Below are 19478 nucleotides of genomic sequence, written 5' to 3' on the forward strand. Positions count from 1 at the left end.
CTAAACAGCTTCGGATGCGCTGGATCCGCCGCCTCGCTTCAATTTCGCGGACGGGAACCAGCCGGCAGCTCCGGACGTTGGGAGTTTAGGGAAAAGGTCGCGTCAAGTCCGGACGTTGGCCGACTTAAGGAGGTCGTGATGCCGCTCTCGGAGCACGAACAGAAGTTGCTTGAGCAACTTGAGAAGCAGCTGCACGAAGACGACCCGAAGTTTGCCAGCTCCATGGGGTCGGACCCGGGCCGTTCCTGGTCCACCCGTCATCTGGTCATCGGTGTTCTTGGCACCCTGGCTGGCATTCTGCTGCTGTTGCTGGGCGTCTCACTGCAGTTGATCGTCGTGGGCGTGCTGGGCTTCGTCGTCATGGGCGCTGGCGTGTACTACGCCACGATGCGCAGTTCCGGCGGCAAAGGACGGCCCGTCGGCGGCCGGAAGAACGGAAAGCAGCGCAGTTCCTTCATGAGCAATCTGGAGGAGCGCTGGGACGAAAGGCACCGCGGCGAGCCCTGAGCGCCGTTCCAGGAACAGCCCCTCCATTCCGCACCACCGCCGCAGCCCTTGATGGGCCAAGCAGCCACGCAAGACCCGCTTCGGCGGGTCTTTTGCTGTTAACCACCGGTTTTTGCTGCTAATCCCAAGTTGAGCGCTCCACAGACGCCGTTGCCGCGCGCAAAAGGGCGGCTTCCCAGGAATCGGGAGGCCCCGGACCCTCCACTGCGCACCACTTTGGCCGCTTCCCTTTATTGGCGCGTAAGAATTGCGTCAAAACTGCCCGAGATTTGTCTGGAAAATAGCGGAATGTCGTTGACGGGGGAGCAAAGTGGAGTAATGTGGAGGACGTAAGAGGGTAGTGGCAGCACAGGGGACGTTGGACTTCTACAAAAGACAGGCGGTGGGCCGTGTTTCTCGGCACGCATTCGCCGCGTCTGGATGAAAAAGGTCGCATCATCCTCCCGGCCAAGTTCCGCGAGGAGCTGGCGGGCGGTCTGGTTCTCACGCGGGGCCAGGAACGCTGCATCTACGTCTTCAGCGAGGCGGAATTCGGCCGGGTACACGAACAGATGCGGGAGGCGCCAATTTCTTCCAAGCAAGCTCGTGACTACATCCGTGTTTTTCTCTCTGGAGCCTCTGACGAGGTACCTGACAAGCAGGGGCGCGTGACCATCCCGCCGGCGCTCCGGGAATACGCAGGTCTCGGCAGGGAGCTGGCCGTCATCGGCGCCGGCACCCGGGCGGAGATCTGGGACGCCCAGGCCTGGAACGAGTACCTCGCCGAAAAGGAAACAGCCTTCTCCGAAACCGACGACGCCATTCCGGGGATTCTTTGATTCCCCGCATTAGCCACACCAGCACCGCCAACGCTTCTTGACCGAGATCTCCAGCCGCCCATCCGGCCGTCCACCTGGCTCACTTCCCCGGAGCCAGGCGGGCAGCAGGGTAGGCGCGGATGGGGATCTGGATCAAGAAACACCGACCCCCCGAACCTCCACCAACGAGCCGAACCTCCACCAACGAAAGGACGCAGGCATGAGTGATGACTCCAACCAGGCGAAGCCTACGTCCGAACGGCATGTACCGGTCCTCAAGGACCGGTGCATCAATTTGTTGGCGCCCGGTTTCGAGGCAGCGCGCCGCCGGGGTGAGGCGCCCGTCGTCGTCGACGCCACGCTTGGCATGGGCGGGCACTCCGAAGCCATGCTCCAGCGCTTCCCGGACCTGCACCTGATCGGCATCGACCGCGACGAGGAAGCGCTTGCCCTGGCCGGGGAGCGCCTGGCGCCGTTCGCCAACCGGATCGATCTGGTCCACGCCGTCTACGACGAAATCGCCGACGTGATCGAAGACCTCGGCTTCGACGAGGTCCACGGCGTCCTGATGGACCTGGGCGTCTCTTCGCTCCAGCTGGACGAGCGCGAACGCGGCTTCGCGTACTCCTTCGACGCGCCGCTGGATATGCGGATGGATACCAGCCGCGGGCAAACCGCCGCCGACGTCGTCAACACCTACAGCGAAGAAGACCTGGTCCGGATTATCCGGAAATGGGGCGAGGAGAAGTTCGCCGGCCGCATTGCAAACCGGATCGTCGCGGCCCGCGCCACGAAACCGTTTGCCACCACGGGAGAACTCGTCGACACCATCCGTGCTGTGGTGCCGGCCGGCGCTGCGAAGACCGGCGGCCACCCGGCCAAGCGCACCTTCCAGGCGCTCAGGATCGAAGTCAACGAAGAGCTCGACGTGCTGGAACGGGCCATCCCCGCGGCCGTGGCCGCCACAGCCATGGGCGGCCGGGTCGTGGTCATGTCCTACCACTCGCTGGAGGACAAGATCGTCAAGGCCGTCTTCCAGGCAGGCTCCAAGTCCTCCGCCCCGCTCGGTTTTCCGGTGGAGCTGGAGGAACACAAGGCCGAACTGAAGACCCTGACCAAGGGCACCGAAGTACCCACCGCAGCAGAAATCGCCGAAAACCCACGCGCCGCCTCCGCCAGGCTCCGCGCCGTGGAACGCATCAAAGCCAGGAGAGTCGCATGAGCACCGCCGCCGTCAACAGATTCCCCGTTGCCACAGCCGCGACGGCCCGTGCCCTGCCGGAACTGCACCCCGGTGCGCCGGCCCGCAAAACGCGAACGCCGCTCTCCGTCGTCCGTTCGGCGCCGCGCAAGCGACGCGCACCCTTCGTGGTGATGTGCTTCGGGATCCTGGCGCTGGCGCTGATGGCAGTACTCGTGCTGAACATCTCCGTGTCCTCCGCCCAGTACCAGCTGGTTCAGCTGCGCGCCCAGCAGTCCACGCTGACCAAGCAGAACCAGGACCTGACCCAGCAGGTCCAGAACTTTGACGCCCCGCAGAACCTGGCGGCCAAGGCCACCGAACTGGGCATGGTCGCCTCCACGGCCAAGGGCCAGATCGATCTGTCCACCCTCGCCGTGACCGGAAAGGCCAAGCCCGCCGTGAAGTCGGACGCGCCCGCCTCCGTCATTGCCGCGCCCGCAGTCGCCGGTGCGGTGGAGGTAGTCCCGCCGGCCACGGCCAAGGATCCGCTGGAAAACCGGAAGCCCGCAGAAGCCCCGGCAGCGGCGCCCGCCGCCGAGGCCCCCGCGGCCGCTGTTCACGCGCCGGCGCCTGCACCCGCCGTGGACCTCCATGGCGGATCCGTCCCGGCCCCCGCCCAGAAAGTTCCCGGCCAGTAGCCCACCGGCAGGCACCGGACCGGACAGTATCCGGCCGCGCATCAGCCGGGACGATCGTCGACCAGCCAGGCAAGCAGCAAGGATAGATCGTGGCGCAGAACAGCAGCAGGGCAGCCAAAGGCAGGGCACCCAAGGGCAAGGCACCAAGCGCCACGCGGAGGCTGCGGCTGGGGCTGGGCGTCATGCTGGCGCTCCTGCTCGTGGTCGGCGGGAAGCTGTTTCTGGTCCAGGGGCTCGACGTCGGCGGGATGGCCGAGGCGGCGCTGCAGAACCGGCTCAAGCCTGTCGAACTGCCCGCCGAGCGCGGCAGCATCCTCGCCGCGAACGGCACCGTGCTGGCCAGCAGCGTGATCCGCTACAACGTCGTCGTCGACCAGACCGTCAACACCAAGACCGAGTCCTTCCCGCGCCTGGAAAAGGTCGACGGCAAGGACACCGTAGTGAAGATTCCGCGCGAGCAGGGCATCCAGGAGCTGGCGGCGGTGCTGGGGATGAACACCGACGACGTCAGGGCGGCCCTGACCGGCAAGCAGCGCTACTACATCGTGGCCAAAGACATCAGGCCCGACGTCGAAGACCGGATTTCCAAACTGCAGGTTCCCGGCATCGTCACCGAGGGCACCAGCAAACGCGTCTACCCGAACGGGGCTGTGGCCGGCGGAATCGTGGGCTTCCTCAAGGACGGCACCACCGGCCAGTCCGGGCTCGAACAGACCCAGGATGACGTGCTCAAGGGCACGGCCGGCAAACGGCTCTTCGAAATCGGCGCCGACGGTCTCCGGATCCCGGTCGGCGTGGACCAGTTCACCCCGGCGGTGAACGGTAAGGACATCAAACTCACGCTCAACTCGGACCTGCAGTATTTTGCCCAGCAGGCGATCCAGAGCCAGAAGGACAAGCTCAGCGCCGAATGGGGCGTGATCGTCGTGTCTGACGTCAAGACCGGCAACATCGTCGCGATGGCGGATACCGACGCACCCGATCCCAACGCCCCCGGCAAGGTGGCCGCCAAGGACCGCGGCGTCCGCGCCGTGACCGCCGCCTACGAGCCCGGCTCGGTAGAGAAGATGATCACGGCCGCCGCCCTCATCGAGGAAGGCAAGTCCAACCCGTTGGACACCTTCACGATTCCGCCGACCTACACCGTGGACGGCCAGACCTTCACCGACGCCTTCGAACACGGCACCGAGGACCGCACCCTGGCAGGCATCCTGGGCTACTCGATGAACACCGGCACCGTGATGGCAGGGCAGCGGCTGAGCAAGGACCAGCGGCACGACTGGCTGCAGAAATTCGGCATCGGGGAGGCCCCGGACGTCGGCCTTCCCGCGGAAGCCAAAGGAATCCTGACCCCTGCCGACCAGTGGGACGGACGCCAGCAGTACACCGTCCTGTTCGGCCAGGGCGTCGCACAGTCAACCCTGCAGACGGTCCGCGCCTACCAGAGCATCGCGAACGACGGCGTCATGCTGCAGCCCCGCCTGATCGACAGCTACATCAACCCGGACGGCACGGAAGAAAAAGTGCCCCCGAAGGAAACCCGGCAGGTCGTGTCCAAGGACACCGCCAAGCAGGTGCGCGACATCCTCGAAAGCGCTGTCACCGAAGGCGAAATCAAGGAAGCGGCGATTGACGGCTACCGCGTCGGCGCCAAGACCGGAACCTCGGAGTCGCCGTGCGACGACGGCAAATCCGGCTTCTGCGGCTTCACGGCCTCCATGGTGGGGATGGCACCGATGGATGATCCGCGGTTTATTGTTGAAGTGGTCCTGCAACGGCCCAAAGGCAACATCTATGGCATCACCAACGGTCCGGTATTCCGTTCGGTGATGAGCCAGGCGCTGCGCACCTACAACGTCCAGCCCTCCACCGGCGCGCCGGTCAGGCTGCCGCAGTACGCGAAGTAGCACCCGGAACCACCAGGCAAACAGCACCAACCAGATCCACGCAGGCGGCACTGCGGGCGGGGCGATCCTCCGCGCGCAGCGTTCCCGGCACCAGCACCACCAGACGGAGATCCCCTTGTCAGAGTCCTACGCCCACGAAACGGCCCACACGCCGTCCGGCCAGAACACCGCGGCGGCGTTCCGGCCCGCCGCGGTTGCCCCGGTGCCGCTGGCGACGATCGGCGAGTGGATCGGCGTCGCCGTGCCCGAGGCTTCCGCCGCCGCGCCGGTCACCGGGATTGCGCTGAACTCCCGTGCCGTGCAGCCGGGGGACCTTTACGTGGCGCTTCCCGGCGCCACCCGGCACGGCGCCGACTTCGTGTCCCAGGCCGTAGACGCCGGCGCTGTCGCCGTCCTGACCGACGACGCCGGGGCCCGCCTGCTGGCGCTCTCCAATGACATCTCCGTGCCGGTGCTGCTGACCGGGGAACCACGCAGCCTGGTCGGCCGGCTGTCCGCGCTGATCTACCGGAGCCGCCCGGAAAACGAAGCCGTGCCCGAACTGTTCGGCGTCACCGGCACCAACGGCAAGACCACCACCACCTACTTCATCAACTCCCTGCTGCAGGCCCTGGGCCGAAAGACGGGCCTGATCGGAACGATCGAGATCCTCGCCGGCGGCGAAGCGATCCCCAGCCTGCTGACCACTCCCGAATCACCGGACGTGCACGCCCTGCTGGCCCTGATGCGCGAACGCGGGCTGGACGCGGCGTCGATGGAAGTTTCGTCGCACGCGATTGCGTTCCACCGGATCGACGGCGTGCAGTTCGATGTTGTGGGTTTCACCAATCTGACCCAGGACCATCTGGACCTGCACGGCAGCATGGACGAATACTTCCAGACCAAGGCGCGGCTGTTCAGTGCCGGCCGGGCCCGCGCCGCCGTCGTGACGGTGGACGATCAGTGGGGCCGCAGGCTGGCCGGCCTGGCCGGAATACCCGTCACCACGCTCGCCACCGCACCGGACACCGGCAACCCTGAGGGCCCTGGCGGCGTCGACGCGGACTGGAGCGTGCTGGGGCAGACGCCGCGCGGCCTCGGCACCGCCTTCGTCCTGCGGCACCGGGACGGCACCGAGCTGCGGGTCCACACCGGCCTGCCCGGCAGTTTCAACGTCGCGAACGCCGCGCTGGCCACCGCCATGGTGCTTGCCGGCGGGGCCACCCCGGCCCAGGTCCAGGACGCCCTGGACGCCGCAGACCCGTTCACCGTGGCGGTCCCCGGCCGCATGCAGCTGGTCGGCACCGCCCCGGCAGCGGTCGTGGACTTCGCGCACAACCCCGACGCCCTGGCCCGCGCACTCGAAGCCGTACGCGCCCCGGCGCCCGGATCCAGGGTCATCGTGGTGTTTGGCGCGACCGGCCAGCGCGACCAGGGCAAACGACCGGCGATGGGTGCCATCGCCGCGCGCCTCGCCGACGTCGTGATCATCAGCGACGACGACCCGCACGATGAGGACGCCGCCGGCATCCGTGCCGAGGTGCTGGCTGGGGCCCTGGAAGCCAAGGATGCCGAGGGCCTCGGCTGCACCGTACTGGAAGTTTTCCCGCGCGACGCAGCCATCCGGGAAGCGGTCGCACTCGCCGGCCCGGCCGACACGATCCTGGTCGCCGGCCGCGGCCACGAGGTGTGGCAGGAGATCAAGGGCGAGAACCTTGCCCTCGATGACCGGGTGGAACTGCGCACCTCCTTGACAGCACGAGGATTCACCGTTCTCGACGACCAGCGGATAGAGTCCTAAACCGAGATGATTGCATTTACCGCGGCGGAGATCGCCGAAATTACCCACGGCCGGCTGGCCGCCGAACCTGGCCTGACGCCCGGTTCTGTGGTGACCGACTCCCGCGAGGCCACAGCGGGTTCCCTCTACGTGGCCAAGCCCGGGGAGACCGCCGACGGGCATGATTTCGTGGCCGCAGCCTTCGACCGCGGCGCCGTCCTGGCCCTCGTCGAACGCGGCGTCGCCGACGCTGCCGGGCAGGACTACCCGGCCGTCGTCGTCGAGGATTCCGTCCTGGCGATGGGCGCCCTGGCTGCCGAAGCCGTCCGCCGGATCCGGGCGCACCGGACCGCCGCGGGGGAGCAGCTGACCGTCGTCGGGATCACCGGTTCCGCCGGCAAAACCACCACCAAAGACCTGCTGGCCGGGCTCTTCGCCGCGCACGGTGAAACCGTGGCGCCGCAGGGGTCCTACAACGGCGAGGTCGGCGTGCCGCTGACCGTGTTCAAGGCCAGCCTGGATACCCGGTTCCTGGTGATTGAAATGGGTGCCACCGGAATCGGCCACATCCGCTACCTCGCCGAGATGGTCCGCCCGGACATCGGCGTGGTCCTGTGCGTCGGCAGCGCCCACGCCGGTGAGTTCGGCGGCGTCGAGAACATTGCCGTGGCCAAGGGCGAACTGGTCGAAGCCCTGGCCGGCGGCGGCACCGCCGTGCTGAACCTGGACGATGCCCGTGTCGCCGCCATGGCCAATCGGACCGCCGCCGACGTGCTCGGCTTCTCCTCCCAGCCCGCCCGGGACGGCCAGCCCGCCGCGGTCCGTGCCGGGGACGTGGAGCTGAACAGCTCCGGCCACCCCGAATTCGAACTCCTGCTGCCGGACGGCACCCGGTACCACGTCGACGCCAAGCTGATCGGCGCCCACCACGTGGCCAACCTGCTCGCCGCCGCCGGCGCAGCCTACGCCGCGGGCATCCCCGGCGCGCAGATCGCCTCCGCCCTGAGCTCCCAGCGCGCGGCCAGCCGCTGGCGGATGGAACGCACCGACCGGCCCGACGGCGTAACCATCATCAACGACGCCTACAACGCCAACCCGGAGTCCATGCGTGCGGCCCTGCGCACGCTGGCGGACCTGGGCCGGGGCCGGCGGACCTGGGCCGTGCTGGGCGCGATGCTGGAACTGGGCGAGGACTCCATCCGGGAGCACACCGCCGTCGGCACCCAGGTGGTGCGGCTGAACATCTCCCGGCTGCTGGTCATCGGCCGCGAAGCACGTGCGCTGTACGTCTCGGCTGTCAATGAGGGCTCGTGGGGCGACGAATGCATCTTCGCCGAAACCGCTGACGAAGCCTACGAGATCCTCAGCGCCGAGCTGGAGCCCGGCGACCTGGTCCTCTTCAAATCTTCCAACAGCATCGGCCTGCGCCATCTGGGGGATCGGCTAGCATTGCCTGCATTGGCTCCGGCCGCCGCCGGAACCGATACAGCCGCACCCGCCGCCGGAACCGATACAGCCGGAACCGATACAGCCGGAACCGGGACGGCCCCAACCTCGGCTGAAGGGAGCACGCTGCCGTGATCGCACTGCTGATGGGTGCCGGACTGGCCCTGCTGTTCTCCTTCCTGGGAACCCCGCTGTTCATCCGGTTCCTGGTCAAACGGGGCTACGGACAGTTCATCCGCGACGACGGACCCACTTCGCACCACACCAAGCGCGGTACGCCCACCATGGGCGGCATGGTCGTCGTCGTCGCGGTCCTGGCGAGCTACGGCATCACGCACCTGATCATGTGGCTGATGAACCCGTCCTCGCCCGGCCCCTCCGCCTCCTCCCTGCTGCTGCTCTTCCTGATGGTCGGCATGGGGCTCGTCGGGTTCCTGGACGACTACATCAAAATCTCGGCCCAACGAAGCCTGGGGCTCAATGCCAAGGCCAAACTGGTCCTGCAGGGCCTGGTCGGCATCATCTTCGCCGTCCTCGCGCTCGGCTTCCCGGACGAAAACAGGATCACCCCGGCGTCATACCAGATCTCCCTGGTCCGCGACATCCCCTGGCTGAACCTCGCCTTCGGGGGGACTGTGCTCGGCGCGATCCTGTTCGTGCTCTGGTCGAACCTGATCGTCACGGCCGCGACCAACGGCGTCAACCTCACCGACGGCCTCGACGGGCTCGCCGCCGGCGCCTCCGTGATGGTCTTCGGCGCCTACACTCTGATCGGGATCTGGCAGAGCAACCAGGCCTGCGGCTCGCCCCGGCAGGCCGGCAGCGGCTGCTACACCGTCCGTGACCCGCTGGACCTTGCACTGCTGGCCGCCATCCTCAGCGCCGCACTGGTCGGCTTCCTGTGGTGGAACACCTCACCAGCGAAGATCTTCATGGGCGACACCGGGTCCCTGGCTATCGGCGGCGCCGTCGCAGGCTTCGCGATCCTGTCCCGCACCGAACTGCTGCTGGCCTTCATCGGCGGCCTGTTCGTGCTGATCACCCTCTCTGTGATCATCCAGGTGGGCTACTTCAAGGCCACCAAGGGCAAACGCATCTTCAAGATGGCACCGCTGCAGCACCACTTCGAGCTCAAGGGCTGGGCGGAAGTCACGGTGGTGGTCCGCTTCTGGATTCTTTGCGGACTGTTCGTTGCCGCCGGCCTGGGCATCTTCTACGCCGAATGGGTGGTGCTGCTGTGAGCGGGGCGATTCCCGAACCGCTGGCCACCTCACCGCGGCTGGACGGACTCACCAGCTGGGACTCCGACTGGTCCGGGCTGCGCGTGGTCGTCACCGGCATCGGCGTTTCCGGGTTCGCCGCCGCGGACACCCTGGTCGAACTCGGAGCCAGGGTGGTCGTGGTGGATGCCGCGGACAGCCCCAAGGCCCGCGCCCAGGCCGACACGCTGCGGATCGTCGGCGCCGCCGACGTGCTGCTGGGCGAGGACGCCGTGCGCGCTGTCCCCCCGGTCGACGGCGGGAAACCGGACTTGATTGTCACCTCACCGGGCTGGCGCCCGGACCAGGCCCTGCTCGCCGCGGCCGCCCGCGCGCACATCCCGGTCTGGGGCGACGTCGAACTGGCCTGGCGGGTCCGCGAACGCAAGGGCCGCAAGACGGCCGACTGGCTGACGATCACCGGAACTAACGGCAAGACCACCACCGTGGGACTGACCGAAGCCATGCTCCAGGCTGCCGGGCTCAAGGCGATCGCCGTCGGCAACGTCGGCACCCCGATCCTGGACGCCCTCCGCGACCCGGTGGACTACGACGTGTTCGCCGTGGAGCTCTCCAGCTTCCAGCTGCATTGGAGCCACTCCGTATCGCCGGTGGCCAGCGTCTGCCTGAACGTCGCCGAGGACCACGTCGACTGGCACGGCTCGTACGCCTCCTACCTGGCGGACAAGGCCAAGGTCTACGAACGGACCCAGAAGGCCTGCGTCTACAACGCCGAGCAGATCGAAACCGAGCGCATGGTCGAGAACGCCGACGTCGTCGAAGGCTGCCGCGCTGTCGGCTTCACTACACTCACGCCGGCCATCAGCATGCTGGGCGTCGTCGAGGGCCTGCTCGTGGACCGGGCCTTCATCCCCGAACGCAAGGACAGCGCCGCCGAACTGGCCGCGATCCCGGACCTGGGACCGGTGGCGCCGCGGCACCTGGTGGCCAATGCCCTCGCGGCGGCAGCCCTGGTGCGGGCCTACGGCGTGGAGCCCGCGGCGGTGCGGCAGGGTCTGCAGGACTACCGCCCCGGGAACCACCGGATCCAGGCCGTCGCACGGCACGACGGCGTGCTCTGGGTCAACGACTCCAAAGCCACGAACCCGCACGCCGCGGCGGCCTCGCTGGCCGCCTTCGAACAGGTTGTCTGGATCGCCGGCGGCCTCTCCAAGGGGGTGAACTACGACTCCCTGGTCCAGGAAAATGCCGGCCGGCTCAAGGCGGTGGTGCTGATCGGGACCGACTCGTCGGCCCTGTTGGCCTCGCTCCAGCGACACGCACCGGATGTCCCCGTGATCGGCCAGCCCAAGGGCGACACTGAAAACGTGCAGACCGCCGGAACTGTCCCTGCCGACGCAGCCCGTTCACCGATTTACGGTGACACTGTGATGGCCAGGGCGGTAGCGTCGGCGGCGCAGCTGGCTGCCTCCGGGGACACTGTGCTCCTGGCCCCGGCGGCTGCGTCCATGGATCAGTTCTCTTCCTATGCTCACCGTGGCGACGCCTTCATCGAAGCTGTCCGCGAGCTCGTGGAAGGGCAGGCTCAGACCACCGAGGAGTAGCAAATGGTCAGCACGCCCACCCGTTCCGGCGCGGCACCGTCGGCTGCCGCAGGCAGGACAACTGGCAGCACCGCCGCCCGGCCCGCCGGCGCGCCGGGCTCCGGCACACGTCCCTCCCCGGTGGCCCGGGTCCGCAACTGGTCGACCGGACTGTGGTCCGCCCTCGAAGGTACCGGCAGGTCCCGGAACGGTTCGACGTACTATCTGATACTCGGCTGCACCCTCGCCCTCACCGCGATCGGCATCATGATGGTGCTGTCCGCCTCCAGCGTGGAGGCGATCGCGGCAGGGGAGTCCGCCTACTCCGCCGCCCTCAAACAAGGCCTTTTCGCGTGCATCGGACTGTTTTTCATGTTTGTCCTGTCGCGGTTCAACGTGGTGTGGCTCAAGCGCGGCGCCTGGGCTGCCATCTTCGTCGCGTTCATCCTGCTGATCCTGGTGCTCTTCGTGGGCCGCAGCGCGCTCGGCAACCAGAACTGGATCGACGTCGGGCCGTTCACCTTCCAGCCCTCCGAAGCGGCAAAGCTGGCACTGGCGCTCTGGATGGCCACCGTCCTGCACGCAAAGGCCAAGCTCCTGGGACAGGCCAAGCACGCGCTGATCCCTGTCGTGATCCCGGGCGCGGCCGGCATCATCGGGCTGATCCTGCTGGGCAACGACCTTGGCACGGCCATGATTGTCATGATCATCACCGCCGCCGCCCTCTACTTCGCCGGCGTCCGGCTCTACCTGTTCGGCATCGCCGGGGTGGTCCTGGCCATCGGAACGGCAGTGCTGGCCATCACCAACCCGAACCGGGTCTGCCGGATCCTGTCCTGGACCGGGCAGACCTGCGCCGACGGCTCGGACCTGAACTACCAGTCCACCAACGGCCTCTACGCCCTCGCCTCCGGCGGCTGGTTCGGCGTGGGCCTGGGCCAGAGCCGGCAGAAATACAGCTGGATCCCGGAAGCGCACAACGACTTCATTTTCGCCATCATCGGTGAGGAGCTGGGCCTGATCGGCACCTTGGTGGTCCTGGCCCTGTTCGCGATCCTGGGCACGGCCATCTACCGCGTCGTGGTCGCCCAGCAGGACCTCTTCCACCGCGTCCTGGCCGGCGCGATCATGGTGTGGCTGCTCGGCCAGGCGTCGGTCAACATGGCCGTGGTGACCGGCCTGCTGCCCGTCGTCGGCATCCCGCTGCCTTTCATCTCCTACGGCGGGTCGGCGCTGCTCATGTCGTTGTGCGCCATCGGCGTAGTGTTATCTTTGGCCCGGGCCCAAATGGAACCGGGCATGCAGCCGAAGGGCCTTTTCAAGTTCGGGCCCGCCGGGTTCGCCAGTGCCCTGCGCAAACGGGTCGCGGCGCGCAGGACGGCCACGGCAGCGGACAAGCCGGCGCGCGGAAAGCCGGCCCACGGAAATCCGGCGCCCCGGGCGGCGGGAAAGCCGCCGGCCGCGGCCAAGGCCCCGGCCAGGGCGGCCGCCAAGCCGCCGGCGCCCCGGCCGAAGGCTGTTGCCAACCCGCCCGCTGCCAAGCCGCCCGCTGCCAGAACCGAAGGCCCCGCCAGAAACGGCACCAGGACCCCAGCCCCGAAGAATCCCGCACGAAAGCGTACCTAGCCCCTTATGAAGACCGAGTCGCCCCTGTCCGTCGTCCTTGCCGGCGGCGGCACCGCCGGGCACATCAGCCCGCTGATCGCCATCGCGAATGCCGTGCTGGAGGTGCGGCCGGAGTCGCAGCTGCTCGCCGTCGGCACCCCCGGCGGCATGGAAGCCCGGCTGGTCCCTGCCGCCGGTCTCCGGCTGGGCACCGTGGACCGGGTCCCCTTTCCGCGCAAACCCTCGCTTGACCTGCTCCGGCTCCCGGGCAGGCTGGCCGGCGCCGTGCGCCAGGCCGGCGACATGCTGGACGAGGCGCGCGCCGACGTGGTCGTCGGCGTCGGCGGCTACGTCTGCACCCCGGTCTACCTCGCCGCGTGGCGCCGGAAGATCCCGATCGTGGTGCATGAGGCCAACACCCGGGCCGGGCTGGCTAACCGGGTGGGCGCCCTGCTGAGCCGGCACGTCGCCGTCGCGTTCGCGCAGACCCGGCTGCGCGGCGCGCGGCACGTCGGGATGCCCATGCGCCGCGAGATCTCCGGCCTGGACCGCTCAGCAGCCCGGTCCGCGGCCCGCAGCGCGCTGGGCCTGGAGCAGGACAAACCCACGCTGATCGTCACCGGCGGCTCCTCCGGCGCGCAAAGCATCAACCGCGCCATTGCCGCCTCCGTTACTGCCCTCGGCGACGCCGGTATCCAGACGCTGCACATCACCGGTCGCGGCAAGACCGTCCATGACGCCCAGGGCCGGCTCCTGGCGGCTCCGGGCTACCGGCAGGTCGAGTACGTGGACGGGATGGAACTGGCCTACGCCGCCGCAGACCTGCTCCTGGCCCGCTCCGGTGCCGCGACCGTCTGCGAGGTGGCCGCCGTCGGGGTTCCCGCGGTCTTCGTTCCGTTGCCGATCGGCAACGGGGAACAGTCCCTGAACGCCGCCGGGCTGGTCGCGGCCGGCGCCGCCCTGCTGGTCGAGGACGCGCGCTTTGACGCCGGCTGGGTCACCGACCGCCTCATCCCGGTGCTGCGCGACGCCGCCGGCCTGGACCGGATGGCATCCGCCGCCGAAGCCCTCGGCATCCGGGATGCCGACCGCCGGATGGCCGCCCTGGTGCTGGACGCCGCCCAGCACGCCGGCGCCCCCGCCGCCGGCGCGGCCGACCCAGAACAGAAGGACTCCGCCGCCGGCGCGGCCGACCCCGAACGGAAGGACCCCGGACAGAAGGACCCCGGACAGAAGGACCCCGGGCGCGGGGACAGCAGCAGCGCCAGCGACGCCACCAACGACAGTGACCGCCGGTAATGAACAGCGGTGACCCCCAACAGCAGGCAGGAAGCGGTAACGCCATGACCCAGGCCCCCCACGGCAGCCCGCAGGCGGCCCCGCGCCAGGACGCGCTGGGACGCGTGCACTTCATCGGCATCGGCGGCGTCGGAATGTCCGCCGTCGCGCGGATCATGGTGGCCCGCGGCGTCCCGGTCAGCGGATCGGACGCGAAAGACCTCCCGGTCATGGCGGAACTGGCCGCGGGTGGCGCCCGGATCGAGGTCGGCTACCGTGCCGCGAACCTCGGCGACGCCCAGACCGTCGTCGCCGGCTCCGCGATCCGCCCGGACAACCCCGAACTCGCCGCCGCACGCTCCGCCGGGCTGCCCGTGCTGCACCGTTCGGAGGCGCTGGCCGCCACCATGGCCCAGGACACCGCGATCACCGTGGCCGGAACGCACGGCAAGTCCACCACGACGTCGATGATCACGGTGCTCCTCCAAGGCGCCGGGTTGGACCCGTCCTTTGCCATCGGAGCCAACGTGCCCGCCCTCGGCGTGAACGCCGCCTCCGGGACCACTCCTGTTTTTGTGGCCGAGGCCGACGAATCGGATGGTTCCTTTTTGAACTACCGGCCGCAGATCGCGGTGGTCACCAACGTCGAACCGGACCACCTGGACCACTACGGCACGGCCGAAGCGGTCTACGCCTCCTTTGACCGTTTCGCCGCGCTGCTGCCTCCGGACGGGCTGCTCGTCGCCTGCGCCGACGACGACGGCTCCCGCGCCCTCGCGCAGCGCAGCAGGGAGAACGCCGGCACCCGGGTCATCCTCTACGGCACCGCCGAGGACGCCGACGTCCGGCTGCACGACGGCGGCCCGGGCGACGTCTGGATCTCCACCCCGGCAGGCCGCACGGCGGTGCAGCTGCAGGTTCCCGGCCGCCACAACGCCCTGAACGCCGCCGCGGCGTTCGCCGTGGCGCTGGAGCTCGGCGTCACCCCCGACGCCGCAGCCGCGGCACTGGCCAACTTCTCCGGCGCCTCGCGCCGCTTCGAATACCAGGGCGAAGGCCGTGGCGTGCGCGTCTACGACGACTACGCGCACCATCCCACCGAAGTGCGGGCGGCCCTGGCGGCGGCACGGTCGGTGGCCGGCGAGCACCGGGTGCACGTCTTGTTCCAGCCGCACCTGTTCTCCCGCACCCGGGAATTCGCCCAGGATTTCGCCGACGCCCTGAACGCTGCGGACACGGCCCTGGTCCTGGACATCTACCCGGCCCGGGAAGACCCCATCCCGGGCGTCACCAGCCAGCTGATCGCAGACCGCCTGGGTCCGCACGGGCGGCTCGTCGGCAGCGGCGAGGAAGCAGTGCAGGCGGTCCTCTCGGCAGTCTCGGCCGGGGACATCGTGCTGACGGCAGGGGCCGGCGACGTCACCGGCTACGGACCCAGAATCGTTGCCGCGCTCATCGCCGAGGCGCCCGGTGACTAGCCCGCGCCGGCCCGGCGACGGTTCGCGCGGCACCGGGGCCGGCCGGCCGGCGGCCACACCCCCGGGACAGGGGGCCGACGTCATCTCCGCGTCCAAGGCGGACACCGGCCCCGCCCGCACCAGGGTGCCATCTTCCGGTGGGATACCCGCCGGGGCAGGATCGTCCGCGTCCGGGCCGTCCGCGTCCGGGCGCGGGAACGTGCTGAGCTTTCCCGAACCCAAAGCCAAACGGCGCCGCCGGATCGTGCTCAGCACGGTGGGCGTGCTTGCTGTGCTGGTCGCCGGCATCGTGGCGGCCGCCGTCTACTCGCCGTGGCTGGCGCTCCAGACCGTCAGCGTGGAAGGCACCCGGATGCTCGCCCCGGACCAGGTCAAGGCGGCCCTGGCGCCGCTGCAGGGCAAACCCCTGCCGCAGATCAGCCAGGCGGAGGTCAGCGGACTGCTGCGGCCGCTGGTCCAGGTCAAGGCCGTGAGCACCGAGGCCCGCCCGCCGTCCACGCTGCAGGTCAAGATCATCGAACGCACGCCCGTGGCCCTGGTCAAGCAGGCAGGCACCTTCCAGCTGGTCGACGTCGACGGCGTCCAGCTCGGCACCGCCGCTGACCCGGCGTCGGTGAAACTTCCGGTCATTGACAGCGGCGGCGGCGCACTGCCACAGGACCTCTTCCACGCGGTCACCGCCGTGCTCGGCGCGCTGCCGGCCGATGTCCTGGCCCGGCTTTCGGACGCCTCCGCGAAGTCGGCGGATGCGGTGGAGCTGAAACTCGTGGACGGACAGACGATCGTCTGGGGCAACGAGGGGGAGAAGGAGCTTAAGGCCAGGGTCCTGGCGGCGTTGCTGAAAGTTCCGGCGGACCCCAAAAACCCGGTCCGCGTCTACGACGTCAGCGTGCCCCGGCATCCCGTGACACGCTAGGGCACCGGATGCCGCGAACCGGCGGCGGTTACGGCAGATTAGGGGGCATTTGCCCGGTTTAACCGCGACACGCGGAGCCGGTTATTGAATGTCCCCGGCATAGGAAATAGCGTCACAACATGAGTTACTTGACATAACTATAACCTTCAACTAGAAGGTTAAGCTTTCGGCTTCAAGCTTGACTCCATCAGTTTTCGCAATAGAACACGAACAAGGGACACGTAACGTGGCAGCTCCGCAGAATTACTTGGCCGTCATCAAGGTCGTCGGCATCGGCGGCGGTGGCGTGAACGCAGTCAACCGCATGATCGAAGTCGGTCTTCGCGGCGTCGAATTCATCGCCATTAATACCGACGCGCAGGCGCTGCTGATGAGCGACGCCGACGTCAAGCTTGACGTCGGCCGTGAGCTGACCCGCGGGCTGGGTGCCGGTGCGAATCCCGAGGTCGGCCGGCAGGCTGCGGAGGACCACGCCGACGAGATTGAGGAGGTCATCCGCGGCGCGGACATGGTCTTCGTCACCGCCGGCGAAGGCGGCGGCACCGGCACCGGCGGCGCACCCGTCGTGGCGCGGATTGCCCGTTCGCTGGGCGCGCTGACCATCGGCGTCGTGACCCGGCCGTTCACTTTCGAGGGCCGCCGCCGCGCCGGGTCCGCCGAGGCCGGCATCGACGCCCTGCGCGACGAGGTTGACACGCTGATCGTGATCCCGAACGACCGGCTGCTCTCGATCAGCGACCGCAACGTCTCCGTGCTGGACGCCTTCCGCTCGGCCGACCAGGTCCTGCTCTCCGGCGTCCAGGGCATCACCGACCTGATCACCACGCCCGGCCTGATCAACCTCGACTTCGCCGACGTCAAGTCTGTGATGCAGGGGGCGGGTTCGGCCCTGATGGGCATTGGTTCGGCCCGTGGCGAAGACCGCGCCGTGAAGGCCGCCGAATTGGCCATCGCCTCGCCGCTGCTCGAAGCGTCGATCGACGGCGCGCACGGCGTCCTGCTGTCCATCCAGGGCGGCTCGGACCTCGGCCTGTTCGAAATCAACGAGGCCGCCCGTCTGGTCCAGGAAGTCGCGCACCCGGAGGCCAACATCATCTTCGGCGCCGTGATCGATGATGCGCTTGGCGACGAAGCCCGGGTCACCGTTATCGCCGCCGGCTTCGATGACGTCAAGGCCACCTCGCCGTCGATGGACCAGTCCCAGCCCGCCCCGGTGCGTCCGGCCACGCCGGCCCCCGCGCAGGCCCCCGCGTCGGCGCCCGTCCAGCCGGTGCATGCCGCCGTGGGTGCGCCGGGCCTGGGCAGCACCTGGGGCCAGCAGCGCCCGTCGGCGGTGCCCGCCGACTCGGGGTTCGACGTCGACCTGCCTTCGGTGGTGGAGCCGGACCTGACCGGCCGCCACTCCGATGACCTGGACGTCCCCGACTTCCTCAAATAGGGCGCCTCGATGCCGGCCGCCGGCACCGCCGTGGCAGCGCTGCGGCGGTGCCGCGGCGGCGGGCGGGTTACGGTGTTGGGTATGAATTCTTTGATGGTGCTGGTTCCAACCGTGGCGGTGTGCTGAGTGTTTTCCTGGCGAGCTGAGGTGCGGCCCGGGATCTGGGTAGCGTTCACGAACGCCGCGGCCGGAAACCTGGCCCTCCATGTCGGCGACGACGCGGACGCGGTGCTCCGGCGCCGGGAACTGCTGGAACAGGCCGCCGGGCTCGGCGCCCGCCGCTTCCGCTTCATGAACCAGGTGCACGGAAGCGCCGTGGCCACCGTCGCCGAGGCTCCCGCGGATGAGCGCCCCGCCCCGACCGGCCCCGCCCCCACCGCGGACGCGATGGTCTCGACCGGTGTGCCGCTGGGCGTCATGGTGGCCGACTGCGTGCCCATCGTCCTGGTGGGGGACGGCGCCGCGGGTCACCTCGCGGAGCCGGTGCTCGGCGTCGTCCATGCGGGCCGGGCGGGTACGGCCGCCGGTGTGGTGCCCGCCGCCGTGGCCAGGATGCGGGCACTGGGCGCCGAAAACATCGCCGCCTGGATCGGCCCGTCGATCTGCGGAAACTGCTACGAGGTGCCCGAAGCCCTGCGGGCGGAGGTAGCCGCACAGGTGCCCGCCGCGTGGTGCACCACCTCCCAGGGCACCCCCGGGCTCGACCTGCCCGCAGGGGTCCGCTCCCAACTGGCCGCCGGGGGAGTCGTCGTGGAATACTCCGGCGGCTGCACCCTGGAGGATGAGGCGCTGTTCTCCTACCGCCGCAACAGCCGCGCGGGCCGCTTCGCTGGCCTGGTCTGGACCGGGGCGGCCGCGTGAACGGGCCGGATCCCGGCGAGCATCTCGCTGACCCCCGGCTCGCGGAGCTGCGCGAACGGCTGGCCGCTGTGCGGCAGCGTATCGCGACCGCCACGGCCGAGGCCGGGCGCGGCGCCCCGCCGGCATTGATTGTCGTCACGAAGTTCCACCCGGCCGCCGACGTTGCGCGGCTTGCCTCCCTCGGCGTCGGCGACGTCGGCGAAAACCGGGACCAGGAAGCCGCCGACAAGGCAGCGGCACTGGCCGGGCTGCCGCTGCGCTGGCATTTCATTGGCCAGCTGCAGACCAACAAGGCCAAGTCCGTCGTTAAATACGCCCACTCGGTGCACTCGGTTGACCGGCCCCAGCTGGTCGCCGCCCTGGCCAGGGCGATGGCCGCCGAGCAGGAACGCACGGGCCGGGCCGACCTTGAGTGCTTTATCCAGGTCAGCCTTAAGGACGACGACGGCGCGCAGCGCGGCGGCGCCCTCGCTGCGGCGGTCCCGGAGCTGGCCGGCCGACTGGCCGAGGCGTCCGGGCTCCGGCTGGCCGGGGTGATGGCCGTGGCGCCACTGGGATCGGTTCCCGACGCCGCCTTCGAAAAACTGGCGGGAATCTCGGCGCAGCTGCGGGCGGAGTATCCGCAGGCCACAGCGATCTCCGCCGGCATGAGCCAGGACCTTGAGGCGGCCATCCGCTTCGGGGCGACACACCTTAGAATTGGCTCCGATATTCTCGGTCCGCGCCCGGCATTGCGGTAGGTTCAACGTATTGGAAGGGAACGGCGGGGATTCCAATACTGTGACTCCCGAACTGTCAGGTC

15 protein-coding genes and 1 pseudogene are annotated in these 19478 nt (G+C 69.0%); all 16 read left to right on the forward strand.

The window, feature by feature from the left end; all coding sequences use genetic code 11:
* Positions 1–138 precede the first annotated feature (138 nt).
* The 16 genes and pseudogenes from AC3ANP_RS12350 to AC3ANP_RS12425 all read left to right on the forward strand — a co-directional run bounded on the left by AC3ANP_RS12350 (position 139) and on the right by AC3ANP_RS12425 (position 19416).
* On the forward strand, positions 139–507 hold the full coding sequence (locus AC3ANP_RS12350; protein ID WP_488330462.1) for a DUF3040 domain-containing protein: 369 nt from the start codon (positions 139–141) through the stop codon (positions 505–507).
* 389 nt (positions 508–896) lie between these two features.
* Positions 897–1325, forward strand: a complete 429-nt coding sequence (gene mraZ, locus AC3ANP_RS12355) for a division/cell wall cluster transcriptional repressor MraZ (RefSeq protein WP_160666519.1) — start codon at positions 897–899, stop codon at positions 1323–1325.
* Between the two features lie 199 nt (positions 1326–1524).
* Positions 1525–2526: a 16S rRNA (cytosine(1402)-N(4))-methyltransferase RsmH gene (rsmH, locus tag AC3ANP_RS12360; protein ID WP_488330463.1), complete on the forward strand. Its 1002-nt coding sequence runs from the start codon at positions 1525–1527 to the stop codon at positions 2524–2526.
* Entirely contained in the window at positions 2523–3185 is a 663-nt protein-coding gene (ftsL, locus tag AC3ANP_RS12365) for a cell division protein FtsL (RefSeq protein ID WP_488330464.1), read from the forward strand. Before rsmH ends, ftsL begins: the two co-directional genes overlap by 4 nt.
* A gap of 89 nt (positions 3186–3274) precedes the next feature.
* Positions 3275–5092, forward strand: a complete 1818-nt coding sequence (locus tag AC3ANP_RS12370) for a peptidoglycan D,D-transpeptidase FtsI family protein (RefSeq protein ID WP_488330465.1) — start codon at positions 3275–3277, stop codon at positions 5090–5092.
* Between the two features lie 115 nt (positions 5093–5207).
* Complete coding sequence (locus AC3ANP_RS12375) at positions 5208–6872, forward strand: UDP-N-acetylmuramoyl-L-alanyl-D-glutamate--2,6-diaminopimelate ligase (protein ID WP_488330466.1); 1665 nt, start codon at positions 5208–5210, stop codon at positions 6870–6872.
* 6 nt (positions 6873–6878) lie between these two features.
* Positions 6879–8432, forward strand: a complete 1554-nt coding sequence (locus AC3ANP_RS12380; protein ID WP_488330467.1) for a UDP-N-acetylmuramoyl-tripeptide--D-alanyl-D-alanine ligase — start codon at positions 6879–6881, stop codon at positions 8430–8432.
* On the forward strand, positions 8429–9538 hold the full coding sequence (gene mraY, locus AC3ANP_RS12385; RefSeq protein WP_488330468.1) for a phospho-N-acetylmuramoyl-pentapeptide-transferase: 1110 nt from the start codon (positions 8429–8431) through the stop codon (positions 9536–9538). Before AC3ANP_RS12380 ends, mraY begins: the two co-directional genes overlap by 4 nt.
* Positions 9520–11121: a UDP-N-acetylmuramoyl-L-alanine--D-glutamate ligase gene (gene murD / locus AC3ANP_RS12390; RefSeq protein WP_488330469.1), complete on the forward strand. Its 1602-nt coding sequence runs from the start codon at positions 9520–9522 to the stop codon at positions 11119–11121. Before mraY ends, murD begins: the two co-directional genes overlap by 19 nt.
* 3 nt (positions 11122–11124) lie before the next feature.
* Positions 11125–12432, forward strand: a pseudogene (gene ftsW, locus AC3ANP_RS12395) (putative lipid II flippase FtsW); the annotation flags it as partial.
* Positions 12433–12732: 300 nt separating this feature from the next.
* A complete protein-coding gene (murG, locus tag AC3ANP_RS12400; RefSeq protein WP_488330470.1) occupies positions 12733–14004 on the forward strand; it encodes an undecaprenyldiphospho-muramoylpentapeptide beta-N-acetylglucosaminyltransferase in 1272 nt (423 codons plus the stop codon).
* 44 nt (positions 14005–14048) lie between these two features.
* On the forward strand, positions 14049–15461 hold the full coding sequence (murC, locus tag AC3ANP_RS12405; RefSeq protein ID WP_488330471.1) for a UDP-N-acetylmuramate--L-alanine ligase: 1413 nt from the start codon (positions 14049–14051) through the stop codon (positions 15459–15461).
* Positions 15454–16377, forward strand: a complete 924-nt coding sequence (locus AC3ANP_RS12410) for a cell division protein FtsQ/DivIB (protein WP_488330472.1) — start codon at positions 15454–15456, stop codon at positions 16375–16377. Before murC ends, AC3ANP_RS12410 begins: the two co-directional genes overlap by 8 nt.
* A 226-nt stretch (positions 16378–16603) precedes the next feature.
* A complete protein-coding gene (gene ftsZ, locus AC3ANP_RS12415) occupies positions 16604–17815 on the forward strand; it encodes a cell division protein FtsZ (protein WP_488330473.1) in 1212 nt (403 codons plus the stop codon).
* 126 nt (positions 17816–17941) lie between these two features.
* On the forward strand, positions 17942–18676 hold the full coding sequence (locus tag AC3ANP_RS12420; protein ID WP_488330474.1) for a purine nucleoside phosphorylase YfiH/LACC1 family protein: 735 nt from the start codon (positions 17942–17944) through the stop codon (positions 18674–18676).
* Complete coding sequence (locus AC3ANP_RS12425) at positions 18673–19416, forward strand: YggS family pyridoxal phosphate-dependent enzyme (RefSeq protein ID WP_488330475.1); 744 nt, start codon at positions 18673–18675, stop codon at positions 19414–19416. Before AC3ANP_RS12420 ends, AC3ANP_RS12425 begins: the two co-directional genes overlap by 4 nt.
* Positions 19417–19478: the final 62 nt, after the last annotated feature.

The sequence above is a fragment of the Arthrobacter sp. JB02-1C genome (assembly GCF_057748045.1).

What these genes read in the sequence shown, in the direction of transcription:
- AC3ANP_RS12350 (WP_488330462.1), top strand. Translation starts at nt 139, where the DNA reads ATGCCGCTCTCGGAGCACGAACAGAAGTTGCTTGAGCAACTTGAGAAG.
- rsmH (WP_488330463.1), top strand. Translation starts at nt 1,525, where the DNA reads ATGAGTGATGACTCCAACCAGGCGAAGCCTACGTCCGAACGGCATGTA.
- ftsL (WP_488330464.1), top strand. Translation starts at nt 2,523, where the DNA reads ATGAGCACCGCCGCCGTCAACAGATTCCCCGTTGCCACAGCCGCGACG.
- AC3ANP_RS12380 (WP_488330467.1), top strand. Translation starts at nt 6,879, where the DNA reads ATGATTGCATTTACCGCGGCGGAGATCGCCGAAATTACCCACGGCCGG.
- murD (WP_488330469.1), top strand. Translation starts at nt 9,520, where the DNA reads ATGGGTGGTGCTGCTGTGAGCGGGGCGATTCCCGAACCGCTGGCCACC.
- murG (WP_488330470.1), top strand. Translation starts at nt 12,733, where the DNA reads ATGAAGACCGAGTCGCCCCTGTCCGTCGTCCTTGCCGGCGGCGGCACC.
- murC (WP_488330471.1), top strand. Translation starts at nt 14,049, where the DNA reads ATGACCCAGGCCCCCCACGGCAGCCCGCAGGCGGCCCCGCGCCAGGAC.